This is a genomic window from Putridiphycobacter roseus (assembly GCF_003234935.1).
GTDB lineage: Bacteria > Bacteroidota > Bacteroidia > Flavobacteriales_D > Crocinitomicaceae > Putridiphycobacter > Putridiphycobacter roseus.
Window position 1 is genome coordinate 165,537 of sequence record NZ_QKSB01000001.1, and the last position, 16,786, is coordinate 182,322.

Consider the following 16,786-nt stretch of genomic DNA (forward strand, 5'->3'; position numbering starts at 1 on the left):
TAATCAGTCCGCAAAAACAAATGGACAAAAAAAATTAAAAGGATGAAAAAAACTTTACTTTTCACAATTATTGCAGGATTACAACTGACTGCATTTTCACAAACCGCAGATTTTGAAACACCTTTAAGTCAAGCAGACACTGCATGGTTTGGTCAGGACCAAGTTATTGATGGTGACACTACATTTACCACTGGTGGATTAACTTTTGAAAACAACTATAATGCTTCTTGGTTTTCATTTACAGGTTGGGCATATTCAAATTCAGTGGATGTAACTACGGCTGGCTACGGAAATCAGTTTAGTGCTATTCCAGGCTCAGGACAAAACAATTCCAATCAATTTGGGCTTTGTTACGTTAACGGTAACAACAGAATGTTTGCAGAAAACGGTGCGGTATTAAACTTATCGGGTACATACATCACCAACACAACTTATGCTTACTTATCCATGACAGATGGAGATGCTTATGCTAAAAAGTTTGGCGAAAATGTAGATGCAAATGGTACAGTTGATGGAACGAATGGAGAAGACTGGTTTTTATTGACTATATACGGATTGGGTGCTGACAGCACCTACACAGGAGATAGCATAAACTTTTACTTAGCAGACTATAGATTTGCGGATAGTGCAGACGACTACATAGTAAAAGACTGGGAATATGTTGACTTAACAACATTAGGATCTGTTTACGGATTAGATTTTAAATTGAGCTCATCAGATGAGGGTACTTGGGGAATGAACACGCCTGCTTATTTTGCCATGGATAATTTAACTGGTGGATACGCGAGTGTATCCAATACAAAAGAAACAGTCATCTCTATTTACCCTAACCCTAGTGAAGGAATCTTTTACTTAAACACTTCAGAGCAATACTTTATGCAAGTAATTGACATGACTGGAAAAGTAATTATTGAAAAACAAACTACAGGAAATAATAAGGAGTTAATTGATTTAAGCAACGTTGAAAAAGGCATGTATTTTATCCATTTAAAAAACGCTAACGAACAAATCACTAAGCGTATTATTAAACAATAATAATGAAATTGCTTTTGTTAAATATTTCAATCGCAATTGGGTGTCCCTTTATTGGCTTTGGTCAATTTAGGGACACCTTAAAAACGGTTGAGATATTTGCCAAGGCAGACTCCATTCACACTTTTTCCGTTATCAATTCAGCAGTACCGCTATACCAGTTTAACGCAGAAAAATTATTAAATATTGGTGTAAGAGACGTTGGAGAAGCACTAAAGCAAGTGCCAGGAGCCAACATAAAAGATTACGGCGGAATTGGAGGCGTAAGCACTATATCCTTTAGGAGCTTAGGCGCAAATCACACCAGTGTCGAATTAGATGATTTTATACTTCCCAGCTTACAATCTGGGGCGGTAAACCTTAATCAATTCAATATTTTTGGCGTGGACAAGCTAGCCTTATCCACCGGTCAAGTACAACATAACACCGCCAGTGCTGCTGCATATCAAAAAGCAAATTTAATCTCCATCTTTTCTACCATTGGAAGTAAGCCGAAATACCAAACAGAAATTCAAGCAATGGGAGGTTACCAAACCATACAACTCGGTCAAATCGGATTATTAATAAAACAAAGAATAAATAAAAAGTTCACCATTGGCATTCAAGCTATGGGGAGAGAAGGACAAGGCGCTTATACATTTAAATACAAGAATGTAGACAGTACATACGTTGCCAAAAGAAGCGCCAGTAACCTAAAGAATTATCAAGTAAGAGGCGTTTTACAATACCATCATAAAAAGCAACACCTTTTGCTTTCCAGCAGCTGGAATCAGCAATCCCAAAAACTTCCCGGAGCCGTAATTCTCTACAATCCATTCAACCATCAATTCTTAAGTCAAAATCAAACCAACACCCAACTAAAGTACCATTTCGACAATTCAAAACATTATTTTGGTGCACAGTCATTTTACAGAAATGGAACTACATTATATACCGACTCAGCATATTTAAACTCACTTGGCTATCTTCAAAACACCTATAACATTAAAGAGAAGGGTGCTGGCGTAATGTACCGTTATTTTTTAGGGTCCAAAACCCAGTCCGTTTTTATAGGTAGCGACTTTGTTTCAGGAAGTCTCAACGGTAGCCAGTACAGTGCCACCCCACACAGAAGAGAATTAATTTCCGTAATAGGCTTTACCAAATGGCTTTATCGCTTTAAAATTCAAAGTAATTTAACCCACCAGTACATAAAAGACGAAAGCCTAACACAAGTAAACAACTACGATAAACTATCCCCTTTAATTGCCATTGCTTACCTACCATTCCATCAAGAAAAAATAAGGTTTCGGGCACATTACAAAAATACATATCGTTTACCATCATTTAACGACCTGTACTACAACCTAATTGGTAATAAAAATCTTCAACCCGAAAATGTCACTGCTATCAATACCGGAATAACCTATTCTAAAAAATGGCCAGCTACAGCTTTAGAAATATCCATAGACGCCTATCAAAATCAAATAACCAATAAAATAGTGGCAATACCTACACAAAATTTATTTAATTGGAGTATACAAAATATTGGCAATGTAAAGGCTACTGGCATGGATATATCCCTTCAAATACTTAAAAAATTCCAAAATTTTACTGTCATCACAAATATTGGACAAAACCTTAACAAAAGTGTTGACCAAACCCCTGAAAATATATTTTCATACGGCCATCAAATTCCATACACACCAACCTATAACGCTACCTATAACCTAGCCCTGGTATTAAAAGCGCATTATTTTAACATTAACATGATGCACACTGGCTCACGATATACTTTAAATCAAAACATTACAGAAAATTACCTTCCTGGTTTTATAGATCTAAGCATCAGTTACTCGTACAAATACAGCTTAAAAAAATACAGCGATTTGTCCTTTTACATCCACTTAAACAACATTATAGGCAAAAACTATGAAGTAATTAAAAGCTTCCCAATGCCTGGTCGACATGTCATTTTTAAACTCATCTTTAATTTGAAAAAATGAAAAACATCTTTTTTATAACGTTGCTTATAATTCTTGGTATTTCTTGTAAGAAAAAACCCATAGAAACACCAAAAATAAATACAGAATATAGTAATGGGATACTGTGTTTGAATGAAGGACTATTCCAACAGAACAACGCCTCTCTTTCTTTTTACCAAAAGAATAACAGCGCTGTGGATAATTCTATTTTTAAAAAAGTAAATGGACGTGGATTAGGAGATACCGCCAACGATATGATTAGCTATAGTTACAATGGTGAACAATACCTAGCAATTGTAGTAAATGTATCCAGTCAAATCGAAATACTAAATCTAAACACATTAGAAACCGTTAAACAGATAGGCGTATTTAACGAGAATAATGAAAGCCGATCACCAAGGTCAATAGCTGTATATAACGACCACCTGTATATTGTTAATTTTGATGGCACTGTACTTATAGTTAGTTTAGCAAATTACAACACCATTAAAATCCTCGAAGTTGGTAATAATCCAGACCATAACCTCTTGGTTGATGATGCCCTTTGGGTTGTTAATACAGGCGGTTTAAACTACCCAAATTACGACTCTACAATTTCAGTCATAGATTTAAATTCAAACACCATAGTATCGACCATAAATGTTGGGATAAATCCCGGTAAAATGGTAGCAGATGACCAAGGTAATGTATATGTGATTTCAAGAGGAAATTACAGCAACCTAACTCCCAAATTAATCCGCATCAATAAAACCAGCAAACTAAAAGAAGCCACATACCATATCCCCATTACACAAATGGCATATTTGCAGAATAATATTTACTATTACGACGAAGACCAAAAAGCGATAAAACTATTCAACACAGACAATTTGACTTTTGAAACAGGTCACTTTATTGACTGTGGAAATTTCGAAACATTTTATCAAATTCATATCGACCCATACAACCAAGATATTTATTTAAATGATGCCAATGGTTATGTAAACATGAGCAGCATTCGAAAATACGATAAGGAAGGCAACTACAAAAATGAGTTTAACACCGGTTTAATCACTTCTAAACTACTATTTACACCATGAAAACAAATATATTCATCCTCTTAATTTTATTACAAATTAATGGTCTAATTTTCGGGCAATTTGCACCGGCAGCAAATCAAATTGGCACTACAGCAATTCATAAGGACTCAAGTATTATCATCAATTGGGCAAACCAGGTCATAGCGTTCGCGCGTGGGCCCGAAGACATTTCGAATCCAAATAGTATTTTAGCCAGTTTTGGAGATAGTACAAATGCCTTATTTACTGCCCAAGGTAATTCTATAGACGTTGTCAGTTTAGGTGACGGAGGTACAATCACCTTGTCCTTTCCATATCCAATACAAAATGCTAACGGACCAGATTTCACCATTTTTGAAAATAGTTTTGATCACCAATATTTAGAGTTTGCTTTTGTAGAGGTAAGCTCTAACGGACAAGATTTTGTTCGATTTCCTGCAACCAGTAACATTGATAATACAAGTCAGACTGGACCATTTGGTTATTCTGATGCAACAAAAATCAATAACTTAGCTGGCAAATACAAGCAAGGGTATGGTACACCATTCGACTTATCCGATCTCCCTGTTAATTCATCACTCAACCTTGACAGTATTGTGTACGTGAAAATTATTGATGTTGTAGGCAGTATTGACAGTAATTTTGGAACACTCGACCAATACGGAGACCTAGTCAACGATCCTTTTCCGACTGCTTTCAGTAGTTGTGGCTTTGACTTGGATGCAGTAGGTGTTATTCACCAAAACAACCCTTTAAATGTAAGCGCACAAGAGTTAATTTCATTTAAACTATACCCCAACCCTGTAACAAATTATGTTTTCATTGAAACCGAACTAGAAAACATGGCATATAAAGTAAATGATTTACAAGGCAAGCAGGTGCTAAGTGGATACATACAAGACAATAATTATATTGATTTAAGCGAATTGACAAATGGTTATTATCTGTTTACACTAGTTTCAGATGAATTTCTTAAAACAAAAAAAATAGTGGTAAAAAAATAAAGCCTTAACAGTATGTGCTAAGGCTTTAAAATCTATTAATTAATTGCTTATAATTTTGTTAATTCAGATATTGATGTTTCTTCAAGAAATGTAGTTTTAAAAATCAAAGTTGTACTTGTCAATTCTGTAATTTCACTTTCTAATTCAAAAGCAACACCACCAACATCTGCTCTCAATACCAATTTTTCTCCATCATCTGTCACTTTATAAGTAGCAGTTTCAACAGAACCATCTTCAGTAATTGTTAAATCACAATACTCTTCACTTTTCAATTTACAATTATCAAAATCGTAAGTTGCAGCTTCATCTTCTTCTACAGCTTCTCCGTTAACTTTCACTAACTTCCAAGAACCATCTAAATTCTTTACCGCTTTTTGATTTTTGTTACATGATGCAATTGTAAAAACAAATGCAAATGACATCATTACAATTAAAGTCTTTTTCATAATTTTTTTTTCGCAAAATAGTCAAATAATCGGTATTACACTATAGACTATCAAACATACAAACAAAAAAAAACCTCGATAATAGTTATCGAGGTTTCAATTATTAAAAATTAATTATATTTTTTCAAAAACATATTTACTTGCAGTTCCAAAAGCTGTTTGCGTTAAGATTAACTCATCCTTTGACAACTCATCAATAGTATTTGAAATATCTTCAAATTCTCCATCTTCATCTTCAACTCTTAAGATTAAAACAGTTCCTTCGCTTTGTACTTTATAAGTTAAATCAAAAGCTGTTGTATCATTAACTGCAGCTTGATAAGCAGTACAATATTCATCTTTTTTTAATTTGCAATTATCAAATCTTATCGTAAACGCCTCGTCATCACCAACAACACTTCCGTCAATAGTTTTAACTAACCATTTGCCATCCAGTTTTTTCACTGCATTTTGATCTTTATTACATGCAACACTTACCATTGCAATCGCAATTAATAACATTAAAATCGTTTTTTTCATTTTTGTCTATAGTTTAAATATGTAGACAAATTTAAACTTTTAGACTTAATATGATGTAAGCAAGGTTTAAATAATTTCAATATTTTATATTTTATTGAAATTATTGAAAGCTTCATTACCTATATAAAGGCGGTCCGAGAAATTAATTATCAAATTTTATAAAAAAAACAAAAAAAGAACAACACTCGCAATAACATGTATTTCATACTTTTAAGGTTATATCTATTTCTATTCAAAAAAAATATCAAAATAATATTCATTTTTTTTTACAAAATGTTTTGCAAATTAAAAATATAGCTGTACATTTGTCGCCCGAAAGAAAACGTTCTTTTAATAAGCGAGAGTAGCTCAGTTGATAGAGCGCCACCTTGCCAAGGTGGAGGTCGCGGGTTTGAGCCCCGTCTCCCGCTCAATTCATCAAAGCGCAAGCTTAATTGAAATATAGATAATAAACACTACTAACAATAATGCTCGAGTGGTGGAATTGGTAGACACGCAAGACTTAAAATCTTGTGTCCATTAGGACGTGCGGGTTCAAGTCCCGCCTCGAGTACAAAAGACCGAAGTTTATGCTTCGGTTTTTTTGTTAATGATAGTGACGGGGCTTCCACCCTTAGCTATCACTAGAAAGCCAGACTGTACGGTCTGGCTTTTGTTGTTTTATAAACTTTTTTAGAAGACCTTCCTTAAAACAAAACAAGCAACAAGAAATATGTTTTACATAATAAACTTGACTTCTTTCAAGAATCAAACTACTTGAAACTATTTATATAGTTATATTTAATTATGGCAACTGTATATATTTTACATTCAACAAACATTGACAAATTTTACATTGGAAGCTGTATCTGTCTTATCGAAAGATTAAAGGATCACAAAAGCAACACATTTAAAACGGCCTTTACTCATAGGGCTAATGATTGGGTTGTGTTCCTACAAATTGACAACCTTCATTACAATCAAGCCAGAAAAATCGAAAACAATATCAAAAGCATGAAATCTAAAAAGTATATAAATAACCTAAAAAACATACTGAAATCATTGAAAAACTAAAGGAAACTTACCTTTAAACGGGGTCATCCCGATAGCTATCGGGACCCGCCTCGAGTACAAAAGACCGAAGTTTATGCTTCGGTTTTTTTGTTAATGATAGTGACGGGGCTTCCACCCTTAGCTATCACTAGAAAGCCAGACTGTACGGTCTGGCTTTTGTTGTTTTATAAACTTTTTTTTAGAAGACCTTCCTTAAAACAAAACAAGCAACAAGAAATATGTTTTACATAATAAACTTGACTTCTTTCAAGAATCAAACTACTTGAAACTATTTATATAGTTATATTTAATTATGGCAACTGTATATATTTTACATTCAACTCATAAACTAATGGCAAACAATAACTTTTTTATTTAAATTCATCACCAACATTTGTGACTGGCCCAATAAAAACTATATTTGTTTTGTGTGGAAAAAAATAGTCCTTTCATTAACCATATACTGTTTCATTGGTTTTAATCTAATAGCGCAAAATCCGCCTTATTACGTAATTGGCGCTGAAGCATTTTCAAACATCAATATTTATACTTTAAATTATGATGACGAAACAGACATTTTATATGTGGGTACAAACCGTGGATTGTTTTTCTACTCTCAAAATAAATTCAATCCTTTACCGCCATTAAATGGACAAAAAGGGAATTCATTTTTTAATTTAACAAGAGATCAAAAAGGAGATTTGTTTTGCAATAACTTGCAGGGCCAAATATTTAAAATTGAAAGAAACAGCATTAGCCTTTTTTATGAAACGCCAGAGGTAGAGAATATCCTTGATTTTAAATTTTATTTTGATGACCAAAACCATCTTTTATACAGTACAAGACTCCAACTGAAATCGGTAAAACCATCCGGTAAAACAATCTCTATTCTTAATCAAAAGAAACTTAAAATCCTTTTAAAAACGAAATACGACAAATTCAACCTCTATGGGTGCACTCAATTGCCGGACGGTACCATAGTGGGGAAAATTATCGGAAGTAATAACAGCTATTTCACTTATCAGAATGGTCATCTTGAGATTTTTAAACTAGCATTCCAGTCAAGGAAATCAAAATTAAAAAACACGAAGGTACTTTTCTTTCAATTGGGATCTAATATTTTCTACAATTCTAAGCTTGGGATAGCTAAATCTAAAGATGAAGAAATAAGATTGAAAAATTCACTCCAAATTAATTCCATCATTTATCAAAAAAACTCAGATCAAGTTACCATTATAAATGCGAATAACGGTGTAAGGAAGATCAAGTCAAACGAAGATAGTATTACGGCGTCTCCAACTTATTTCGGTGACAAATTTATTTCTACAGTTACAGAAAACGTAAACAATACAACGTTTTTAGGCACGTTTAAAGAAGGGATAATGGTGGTGCCAAGTTGGGACATTTTAAGATACGACACTGGACTTTCATTTGAAGGGATAACTACTTCCCATAAAAATGTTGTTTATTTATCGAATAATGCAAATACTTTATATAAACATGAAAATGGACCAGTATTGCAATCCAAACACGATTATAATATAAAGAAATTATTCACTTTAAAAGATATCTATACGCTTAACAAAAAAGTAATTAGAAACATTTTACATTATCAGGATGGAGTCCCATTTTACAATAATATTAAAGATTTAGTTGAAGTCCCTGGTCAGTTTTTTGTTTTCATAAGTACTGGCGCGATTATAATAGTTACGAAAAATGGCGTGGAAATTTCGCCAAATTTTGCTACAAAATTAGAAACCAATCGATACGTTATTCCGATAAAAAATAGAGGAAGGGCCATTACCTACCATCAAAAAACTGAAAAACTCTATTACATTACAAGCGCTGGTGTTTTTGCTAGAAAATGGAATGCTTTAAATACGGATACACTACTTTTCAATAATGCAATGTTGGATGCGAATGACTTGACATTGTATGAAGACCAACTTTTTATCGGGACTGAAAAATTTGGGATACTTTTGTATAAGGACAATGTTGTCCAAAGTTTAATCGATTTAAAAGATGGTCTTAAATCGAAAACAGTCATAAAGTTAGAAGTGAAGAACTCACTTTTATTCATATTAACAACCAAAGGCTTACAGGTATACGATTTAGTGTCAAAACAATTTATTGGTCTTGGTGAAAACGAAGGTGTTTTAACGGGAAAAGTCATAAACTTTTCAATAAGTGATGATAAATTGTGGCTTTTAGACAAGCAAGGCTATTATGCTTATGAATTGAAAAGATTAACATCCAAGGAAAACTACAATGAGTTTGGTCGAGTATATTTAGATTCTATTGAGGTCAATAATAAAGCCATACTATTGGATAGCGATTCATTGTTTTCTTATGATAAAAATGACATTAAATTCTATTTTGACTATAGAAATATCGAAACCAAAACAGAAGCCATTTTCAACTATAAAATAATTGGAATTTCAGAGGAATGGCAAACATTATCTACTAAAGTAAACTCTTTGGTATTCCCATCTCTAGCACCAGGTAAGTATTCTTTTTTAATTAAGGCTACCTACCGAGGAAATGAAACCAAAACATTACGATACAATTTTAAAATAAAACAGCCATTTTGGTTTCAATGGTGGTTTATATTACTCCTATTTTTATTAATCGTTCTCTTAGTTTCTTCTTTCTTTTTTTTACAAAACAGAAAAAATAAAAGAGACCAAAAAATAATGCTCGAAAAACAAAAAATGCAATCTGATATTTTTGAGTCTAAGTTAAAAGCCATTCGCTCACAAATGAATCCACATTTCATTTTCAATTCATTAAATTCAATACAAGCATTGGTGTTAAAACAAGACACACAAAAATCATATGATTATATTGAAATGTTTGCAGACTTGGTACGTAAAACCTTAAATTTTTCAGAAAAGAATTATGTGCCACTTGATGAAGAAATAACATTTTTAAACATTTATTTAAATCTAGAAAGTTTGAGGATGAAGGAAGAGTTTCAATTTAAAATTGAAAAAAATATTAAAGAAGGTATAATGATTCCTTCTTTACTGATACAACCATTTTTAGAAAATGCAATTCATCATGGCTTGTTGCACAAAAAAGGAAATAAAACACTTTTGATTGATTTTCACTTAAATGACGACCTAGTATCTTGTGCGATTACAGATAATGGGATAGGTAGAGTTAAAGCTACTGAAATTAAAAATAGACAAAAGTACAATTACACCTCTTTTTCTCTTGGTGCCACAGATGAAAGACTGAGAATATTGAGTGAACAAAATAGCCGTCAATTCAATTATACAATTACGGATTTATACGACGAAAAAGGAAATGCCATTGGAACAAAGGCAACGATCAACTTCCCTTTTATTAATAAATACTAGTATTTGGCAAACTGAAAGAATGGTTTTAAAAATTGATTTCAATTTATTTTAAATAAATCATTAATACTGCACTATGAAAATGATTAAAGCAATAATTGTTGATGACGAAGAAGATGCAAGAGATGTATTAAAAACGCTGATTAATTTTTCTCAATTTCCAATTGAAATACAGGCCATGTGCAAGAGCTTAAAAGAGGCTGTTACCAACATCAAGCAATTAAAGCCTGATGTTGTTTTCTTAGACATACAAATGCCTGAATATGCTGGATATGAAATTGTAAACTTTTTTGATGAAATGGAATTCGAAATTGTTTTTATTACAGCTTATGATAAATATGCTTTAAAAGCATTTGAAATGAGTGCCATTGATTACTTGGTCAAACCAATAAACAGAACAAGATTAAACGAAAGTTTACAACGGATTTCAGAAAAGGTAGATCAAAAAAATACGCATGCAGCTTATGCTGTCTTACTGGAAACCCTTCAAAATAAAACATTCGATAAAATTGTCATCCCAGAAATTGATGGCAATCTTATTTTAAACCTGAAAGACATTATTTGTATTCAAGGTTATGGGAGTTATGTGATCATTCATCAGCTAAATACCGAAAAGTTAACGGTCAGTAAAAACCTCAAATACTTTGAGAAATCTCTTCCAGAAGAAAGCAATTTTTTTCGATCACAAAAGTCATGGATTATTAACCTTGATCACATTAAAAAATACAATGCCAACCAAGGAAACATTTACCTTTCCAATGATATTATAGCAAAGCTTTCTCCCACAAAAATTACCGCATTCAATTTAGCAATCCAAAAGTAGGCACAACTTACACTCTCCATTCAAGTCACTAGGCAAACAGCCAGTTTATATCCCATTGCACAAAAAAATGATATCATCTATCATTTTCACAAAGTCAGCATTCTGTTTTGCAAAGTGTATCCATTCTATGACCACTATCATTTTAGATTTGTCACATAATTTATATAAAACCTTTAAAAAAGATTATAATGACAAGAAAAGCAATATTATTAAGCGCTTTATTTCTAACTGTTTTAGGCAGCAATTTAAATGCTCAAACCATGAAAGAAAAGCTAGAAGCTAAAAAAGCTGCACTTGAAGCTAAACTAAATGAAAAATTAGGAGCTCTTAGCAATATAGACACCTTAGACCCTGACATCAGTCAAGAAGCAATTATGACAACTTGGGCCGACGGCAAACACAATGAATACTATTTTAATGGCAGCTCTTGTCAACAAACTCCAAGTGAAATAGATTTAAAATTCACTAGAGAAGATGGTAAAGTAGTTGCGGTTACTTATGACGGTGCAGAATACCGAGCAGACCATGAAGGAATCTCAGATTTTGTTCGGTATTATAAGTCTCCTGGTAATTTATGTATCGTATTTGCAGAGTCTTGGGCTTATGTATTCACCTATACACATAACGAAACGAGTGTTAAAGGGAAATATTTTATTAACAGAAAACTAGATTACGCCTACTCTCAAACGATATCAAGATATTTGGAAGCTTCAAAAGTACATCAAGCCGACGCCCTAGCTGAAATCGCAAAAAAAGAAGCAGCTGATGCCGATAAAGCAGCTGCTGAAAAAAAGGCTAAATGGTCGATTGAAGGTAAAAATTTAGCTAAAGTTGAAATTACAGATGTTAAAGCCCCACACAAATTTGGATATTTTAGAGGCTTTAGTTTTCAAGTTAAAGCAACATTAAAAAATGGCAAAACCATTTCCACAAAAGACGGTGGCTTTTGGTCGGACTATACAATGACATACACTAACGGAGACTATGATGGTGCAACGATTAAACCAACAACTCTCGTAAAAGATGATAAAATAATAGTGACTGTTTCATCAAAGTTCGATCCATCCATTAAAGCAACTCAAGAAGTGGTTTTAAATTATGATGAGGCTTTGTATTATACCATGCAAGCAAAAAATTGGGGAACTTCTGCAAACGATTATAAAATAGAAATAAAACAAGTAAAGCATCAATCTAACGGAACAGATCTTTTGCTATATAGAGTTACTGACTTAGACGGTTACGACCCTGTTCAGGTTTTTAAACTAAGAGCCGATCAAACGCTACACTTTAAAACGGATGGTGCAAATGGATATAAGACTGTAGGAGTAGGTAACGAAACTGGACCAGGCGCAAACGCAGGAAATGGTGGTAACATTACCGTAATTAAAGACCCAAGTGTAACCAGTTATAATTTAAATTACTCCTTAAAAGGAGGTACTGGTGGTGCAGGAACATATGGCTATAACAGAGGCCAAAACGGAAGAGATGGCATATTTAAAGAAGAAGTAAGAACCGTTAACTTTTAAGACCATAAACATGAAGAATTTAAAACAAATAATTTTAACATTGGTACTGGCTTCAAGCTCGGTATCCATGGCCCAAACATGGGAAACTATAGGGACTGCGGCTTTTACTACTGGTGATACACAATATGGCTGCATGGATGTTTACAATGGAACACCATACATTGCGTATAAAGATGTTGCGAACGGCAGCAAATGTACGGTAATGCGATATAACGGAAGCAATTGGGTATATGTAGGATCGCAAGCATTTACACCAGGTATTTCAAGAGAACAATCAATCGCTATTGATCAATTAAATGGTGATGTTTATGTAGAGTATACGGACGCAACCATAAATGCCATAGTCGTATCTAAATTCAACGATAACAATGGCGTGTGGGAACCATTAGGACCAAACGGAATTGCATCTTCTCCATCTGAATTTTACCAACAGATAAAAATTGATAATGGAGACCCTTACTTAGTGTTTGGAGGATATCAGGCGACTTTAAAACAATACAACCCTGGTACGCCGACTGGAACATGGACCGCAACACCTGGTCCAGTCATTTCTTTTGCTCAAGCATGGTATACAAGATTAGCCATTGATGGCACAGATAAATATGTTATTTACTCAGACATTTCAGAACAAGGAAAAGCATCTGTAGTATTGGCAACAGCAAATAGTATTAATGCTGTAGGTGGGGTTTTAGGATTTACAACCGGAGGAATTGGTTATTGCGATATTGCAGTAGACAACGGAATACCCTATATCTCTTTTCAAGACAGTATTAATGGACGAAGAATTTCAGTAATGAAATTCAACGGTACCGACTGGGAATATGTTGGCGGCGCTGGTATTTCAAGTGGAAATGTGGAACATAACAGAATTTTATTTCACAATTCAATCCCTTACATAAGTTATTACGATAATGGTGATGGAAAACTGCACCTAAAGAAATTTAACGGTACGGCATGGATTAGCGTGGGCCCTGCTGTTGAAAATGGAAGCGTTTATCTTAACGACATGGCGATAAATGATGACCATGTATTCATTGCCTTTAAAGAAGGCAATTCAGGTGGGAAAATGACAGTTAAAAAGCTAGATTTAAATACAGTTGCAGGTGTAGCTACAAGTGTAAATAATAAATTACTTGTATATCCAAATCCAGCTCAAAATGAACTCTTCATAAAAATAGACAATGCTAAAGTTAATCAAATCGACATTGTTGATTTATCAGGAAAAGTGATTCAAATTAAAAATGAATTTACGTCAAAGCTTAACATATCAGACTTAAATAAAGGTATTTATTTTATAAAGGTTTACACTGAAAATGGCATTTCAACGCAACGTTTTATAAAACAATAGCAAATTCAATAATAAGTGTCATTTCAGTAATAGAAATGGCACTTTAAAAATCTTACATGATGAACATTTTTAATAATTTATCTTTTGGCAAAACAGTGCTGTCAATTTTCACCCTATGCGGACTGTCGAACACCACCATAGCCCAAACATTCGAGTGGGCAAATCAAATCGAAGGAACGGGCATTGAATACGGGTTATCTTTGAGCTCATTGGGTGCTGATGTCTATTCAACAGGGTACTTTGAAGACACCATTGATCTCGACCCAAGTAGCGGTGTACACCAATTAACTAACACAGGAGGGCGTGATGTTTACATCCAGAAACTAGACGACAATGGAAATTTTGTTTGGGGTAAAAAAATTGGTGGAACTGGAGATGATATCGGAAGAGTAATCAACGATTATGGTACCACAATAATCATTTCGGGGACATTCTCAGACACGGTTGATTTTGACCCAGGAATGGGAACAGAAATTCGGTCATCCAACGGTGCAGCCGATCTCTTTATTCTTGCACTTGATAACAATGGTGATTTTCTTTGGGTAAAAACTTTTGGTGGCACAGAAATGGAGTCCTTCGGAGATCAGGAGTTAGATCTTGCTGGGGCAGTTGTAATTACAGGTGGATTTTCTGAATCCATTACATTAGATGTTGCAGGTGCACCAATGACCATCACTTCTGTTAACCCAAGTTCAGATGTTTTTGTTGCCAAAATGGCATTATCCAATGGTAATATCAGCTGGATTAAAACCATGGGCGGTACCGGTGCAGATAATGGTACAACTTTAGTAACAAAGTCGGATAATAATATTGTGGTAGCAGGTCGTTTCCATAATATCATGGAAGCTAATCCTGGCACAGGAACATTTTCTCTCAATTCAGCTGGAAATGGAAATGTTTTTATTATCGAACTCAATGAACTTGGAGATTTTGTGCATGCCTTCTCTTTCGACAATTCAGATAACATGGAAATATATGACATGGATATCGATAGTGACGATAATATTTATCTAACAGGACCATTTAAAGCCACCACAGATTTTGATTTAAAATCAGGAATTACATCCATCACTTCGAATGGAGGTCAAGATTGTTACCTTGTAAAATTAACTTCCCTAAAAGATTTAGTTTGGGTGAAAACATTTGGAGCTGGAGGCTTAGAGCAATCATTCGGTGTTCAGGTAGGAAATGATGGAGACGTTTACACCATTGGTCGATTTAAGGGGACTGTTGATTTTGACCCTGGAGCTGGGGCATATAACATTACTGCTTTCAATAATACGCAAGACATGTTTTTTCAAAAACTGGATTCATTAGGTGAGTTTCAATGGGCATATTCCTTTGGCGATCTCGGGACAGATATCGCGAGAGGATTGGAGTTTGACAATGAAGGAAACATTTTTTTCACAGGAGGCTTTGGCGCAAATGCGGACTTTGATCCAACAGCAGGAACTACCCTTTTGACAGCCACCGGAGCAATTGATCCTTTTATCATTAAATTCTCTACAGTTGCCAATGCAGGAATAAAGGATTTGGGAGAAAACTCTGCAATTAAACTCTACCCTAACCCAGTACAAAACCTATTAAATATTGAATTGCCTGAAGAAAAAATTAAGCAAGTAGCTGTTTACAGTATTTCAGGTCAGTTAGTGAAGCCAATCTTCATTAACAACAATACAATTGACGTTTCAGCATTAAAAGCTGGTATTTATATCTTAACCATTAAAACCGAAACTGCTGTTTATACTAATCGTTTTGTAAAGCAGTAATTAACCAGCGCGGTACTTTTAATTAAAGTACCGCGCTATTAAAAAAATATTATGAAAAATATTATACTATCTATAATCACCCTTATCACGATAAGCTTAGGGGCAAGTGCACAAGTTTCAGTGTTATCCATCTTTGTTGATGGACAAAATGGCGTAAATACAATTAATACACAAGCAGGCACTTTACAAATGGAAGCCATTGTATTACCGACTAATGCAACAAATCCTAACTACACTTGGAACGTTAACAACGCCACAGGTTATGCTACTATTTCAACCACTGGTATATTAACGGGACTTGGAAATGGCTATGTTCAAGTTGTTGCAACTGCAAATGATGGATCAGGAACGGTAGGAACTAAGGACATTTACATCAACTTCCCAGCACTAGTTGCGTTTATAGATGTTCATACGCTATCAGGTTTGAGTACCATTACCACACCTGGAGGAACTTTATTCATGTATGCTGATATTGTTCCTTTAGATGCAGCCAACGGCTCAATTACTTGGTCAGTTGTCCCTGTTACTGGGATGGCGTCTATTTCTTCTTCAGGTTTACTAACAGCTCAAGCAAATGGAACTGTAGAGGTAAGAGCAACAGCACAAGACGGTTCCGGTACAGAGGGCACTAAAACCATTACAATTTCTAACCAAACAGTAGGTTTAAGCGAGGTTAGTTCTCCAACAATCCAACTCTACCCTAACCCAGTACAAAACTTATTAAATATTCAATTGCCTGAAGAAAACATTAAGCAAGTAGCTATTTACAGTATTTCAGGTCAGTTAGTGAAGCCAGTCTCTATTATGAACAATAAAATTGACGTTTCAGTTTTAAAAGCTGGTATTTACATCTTAACCATTGAAACTGAAAATCGATTATATACTAACCGTTTTATAAAACAATAA

General features: G+C 34.1%; 13 protein-coding genes and 2 tRNA genes. 13 read left to right on the top strand and 2 right to left on the bottom strand.

Annotated elements, in window-relative coordinates; all coding sequences use genetic code 11:
• The first annotated feature begins 42 nt into the window (after nt 1-42).
• Genes DNU06_RS00755 through DNU06_RS00770 form a run of 4 tightly spaced genes read left to right on the top strand, consistent with a single transcriptional unit; the run spans nt 43 to nt 5,058 of the window.
• Nucleotides 43-1,035, top strand: coding sequence for a T9SS type A sorting domain-containing protein (locus DNU06_RS00755; protein ID WP_111061299.1), 993 nt, complete (start codon nt 43-45; stop codon nt 1,033-1,035).
• A 2-nt stretch (nt 1,036-1,037) separates the two neighbouring features.
• The gene (locus DNU06_RS00760) at nt 1,038-3,017 is read left to right on the top strand and encodes a TonB-dependent receptor plug domain-containing protein (RefSeq protein ID WP_111061300.1); all 1,980 of its coding nucleotides are present in this window, start codon (nt 1,038-1,040) and stop codon (nt 3,015-3,017) included.
• Nucleotides 3,014-4,075 carry a DUF5074 domain-containing protein gene (locus tag DNU06_RS00765; RefSeq protein WP_111061301.1) on the top strand — a complete coding sequence of 354 codons (1,062 nt, stop codon included), beginning with the start codon at nt 3,014-3,016 and terminating at the stop codon, nt 4,073-4,075. The genes DNU06_RS00760 and DNU06_RS00765 overlap by 4 nt, the downstream gene beginning before the upstream one ends.
• Nucleotides 4,072-5,058, top strand: coding sequence for a T9SS type A sorting domain-containing protein (locus DNU06_RS00770; RefSeq protein ID WP_111061302.1), 987 nt, complete (start codon nt 4,072-4,074; stop codon nt 5,056-5,058). The genes DNU06_RS00765 and DNU06_RS00770 overlap by 4 nt, the downstream gene beginning before the upstream one ends.
• 47 nt (nt 5,059-5,105) lie before the next feature.
• Here DNU06_RS00770 and DNU06_RS00775 read toward each other — a convergent pair whose 3' ends face one another.
• Nucleotides 5,106-5,504 (bottom strand): DUF5004 domain-containing protein, encoded by a 399-nt coding sequence (locus DNU06_RS00775; RefSeq protein WP_111061303.1) that lies wholly within the window; start codon nt 5,502-5,504, stop codon nt 5,106-5,108.
• A 114-nt stretch (nt 5,505-5,618) separates the two neighbouring features.
• A complete protein-coding gene (locus DNU06_RS00780) occupies nt 5,619-6,023 on the bottom strand; it encodes a hypothetical protein (RefSeq protein ID WP_111061304.1) in 405 nt (134 codons plus the stop codon).
• A 337-nt stretch (nt 6,024-6,360) separates the two neighbouring features.
• Between DNU06_RS00780 and DNU06_RS00785 the strand changes: the two genes are divergently transcribed.
• The 9 genes from DNU06_RS00785 to DNU06_RS00825 all read left to right on the top strand — a co-directional run bounded on the left by DNU06_RS00785 (nt 6,361) and on the right by DNU06_RS00825 (nt 16,786).
• Nucleotides 6,361-6,433 (top strand) — tRNA-Gly (locus DNU06_RS00785).
• A 59-nt stretch (nt 6,434-6,492) separates the two neighbouring features.
• Nucleotides 6,493-6,576: transfer RNA gene (locus DNU06_RS00790), tRNA-Leu, on the top strand.
• Nucleotides 6,577-6,809: 233 nt separating this feature from the next.
• The gene (locus DNU06_RS18165) at nt 6,810-7,076 is read left to right on the top strand and encodes a GIY-YIG nuclease family protein (RefSeq protein WP_111061305.1); all 267 of its coding nucleotides are present in this window, start codon (nt 6,810-6,812) and stop codon (nt 7,074-7,076) included.
• A 407-nt stretch (nt 7,077-7,483) separates the two neighbouring features.
• On the top strand, nt 7,484-10,417 hold the full coding sequence (locus tag DNU06_RS00800) for a sensor histidine kinase (RefSeq protein ID WP_111061306.1): 2,934 nt from the start codon (nt 7,484-7,486) through the stop codon (nt 10,415-10,417).
• A 73-nt stretch (nt 10,418-10,490) separates the two neighbouring features.
• Nucleotides 10,491-11,237 (top strand): LytR/AlgR family response regulator transcription factor, encoded by a 747-nt coding sequence (locus DNU06_RS00805; RefSeq protein ID WP_111061307.1) that lies wholly within the window; start codon nt 10,491-10,493, stop codon nt 11,235-11,237.
• Nucleotides 11,238-11,425: 188 nt separating this feature from the next.
• Complete coding sequence (locus tag DNU06_RS00810) at nt 11,426-12,763, top strand: hypothetical protein (protein WP_111061308.1); 1,338 nt, start codon at nt 11,426-11,428, stop codon at nt 12,761-12,763.
• Nucleotides 12,764-12,773: 10 nt separating this feature from the next.
• Nucleotides 12,774-14,111: a T9SS type A sorting domain-containing protein gene (locus DNU06_RS00815; RefSeq protein ID WP_111061309.1), complete on the top strand. Its 1,338-nt coding sequence runs from the start codon at nt 12,774-12,776 to the stop codon at nt 14,109-14,111.
• Between the two features lie 56 nt (nt 14,112-14,167).
• The gene (locus tag DNU06_RS00820) at nt 14,168-15,880 is read left to right on the top strand and encodes a T9SS type A sorting domain-containing protein (RefSeq protein ID WP_111061310.1); all 1,713 of its coding nucleotides are present in this window, start codon (nt 14,168-14,170) and stop codon (nt 15,878-15,880) included.
• 51 nt (nt 15,881-15,931) lie between these two features.
• The gene (locus DNU06_RS00825; protein ID WP_111061311.1) at nt 15,932-16,786 is read left to right on the top strand and encodes a T9SS type A sorting domain-containing protein; all 855 of its coding nucleotides are present in this window, start codon (nt 15,932-15,934) and stop codon (nt 16,784-16,786) included.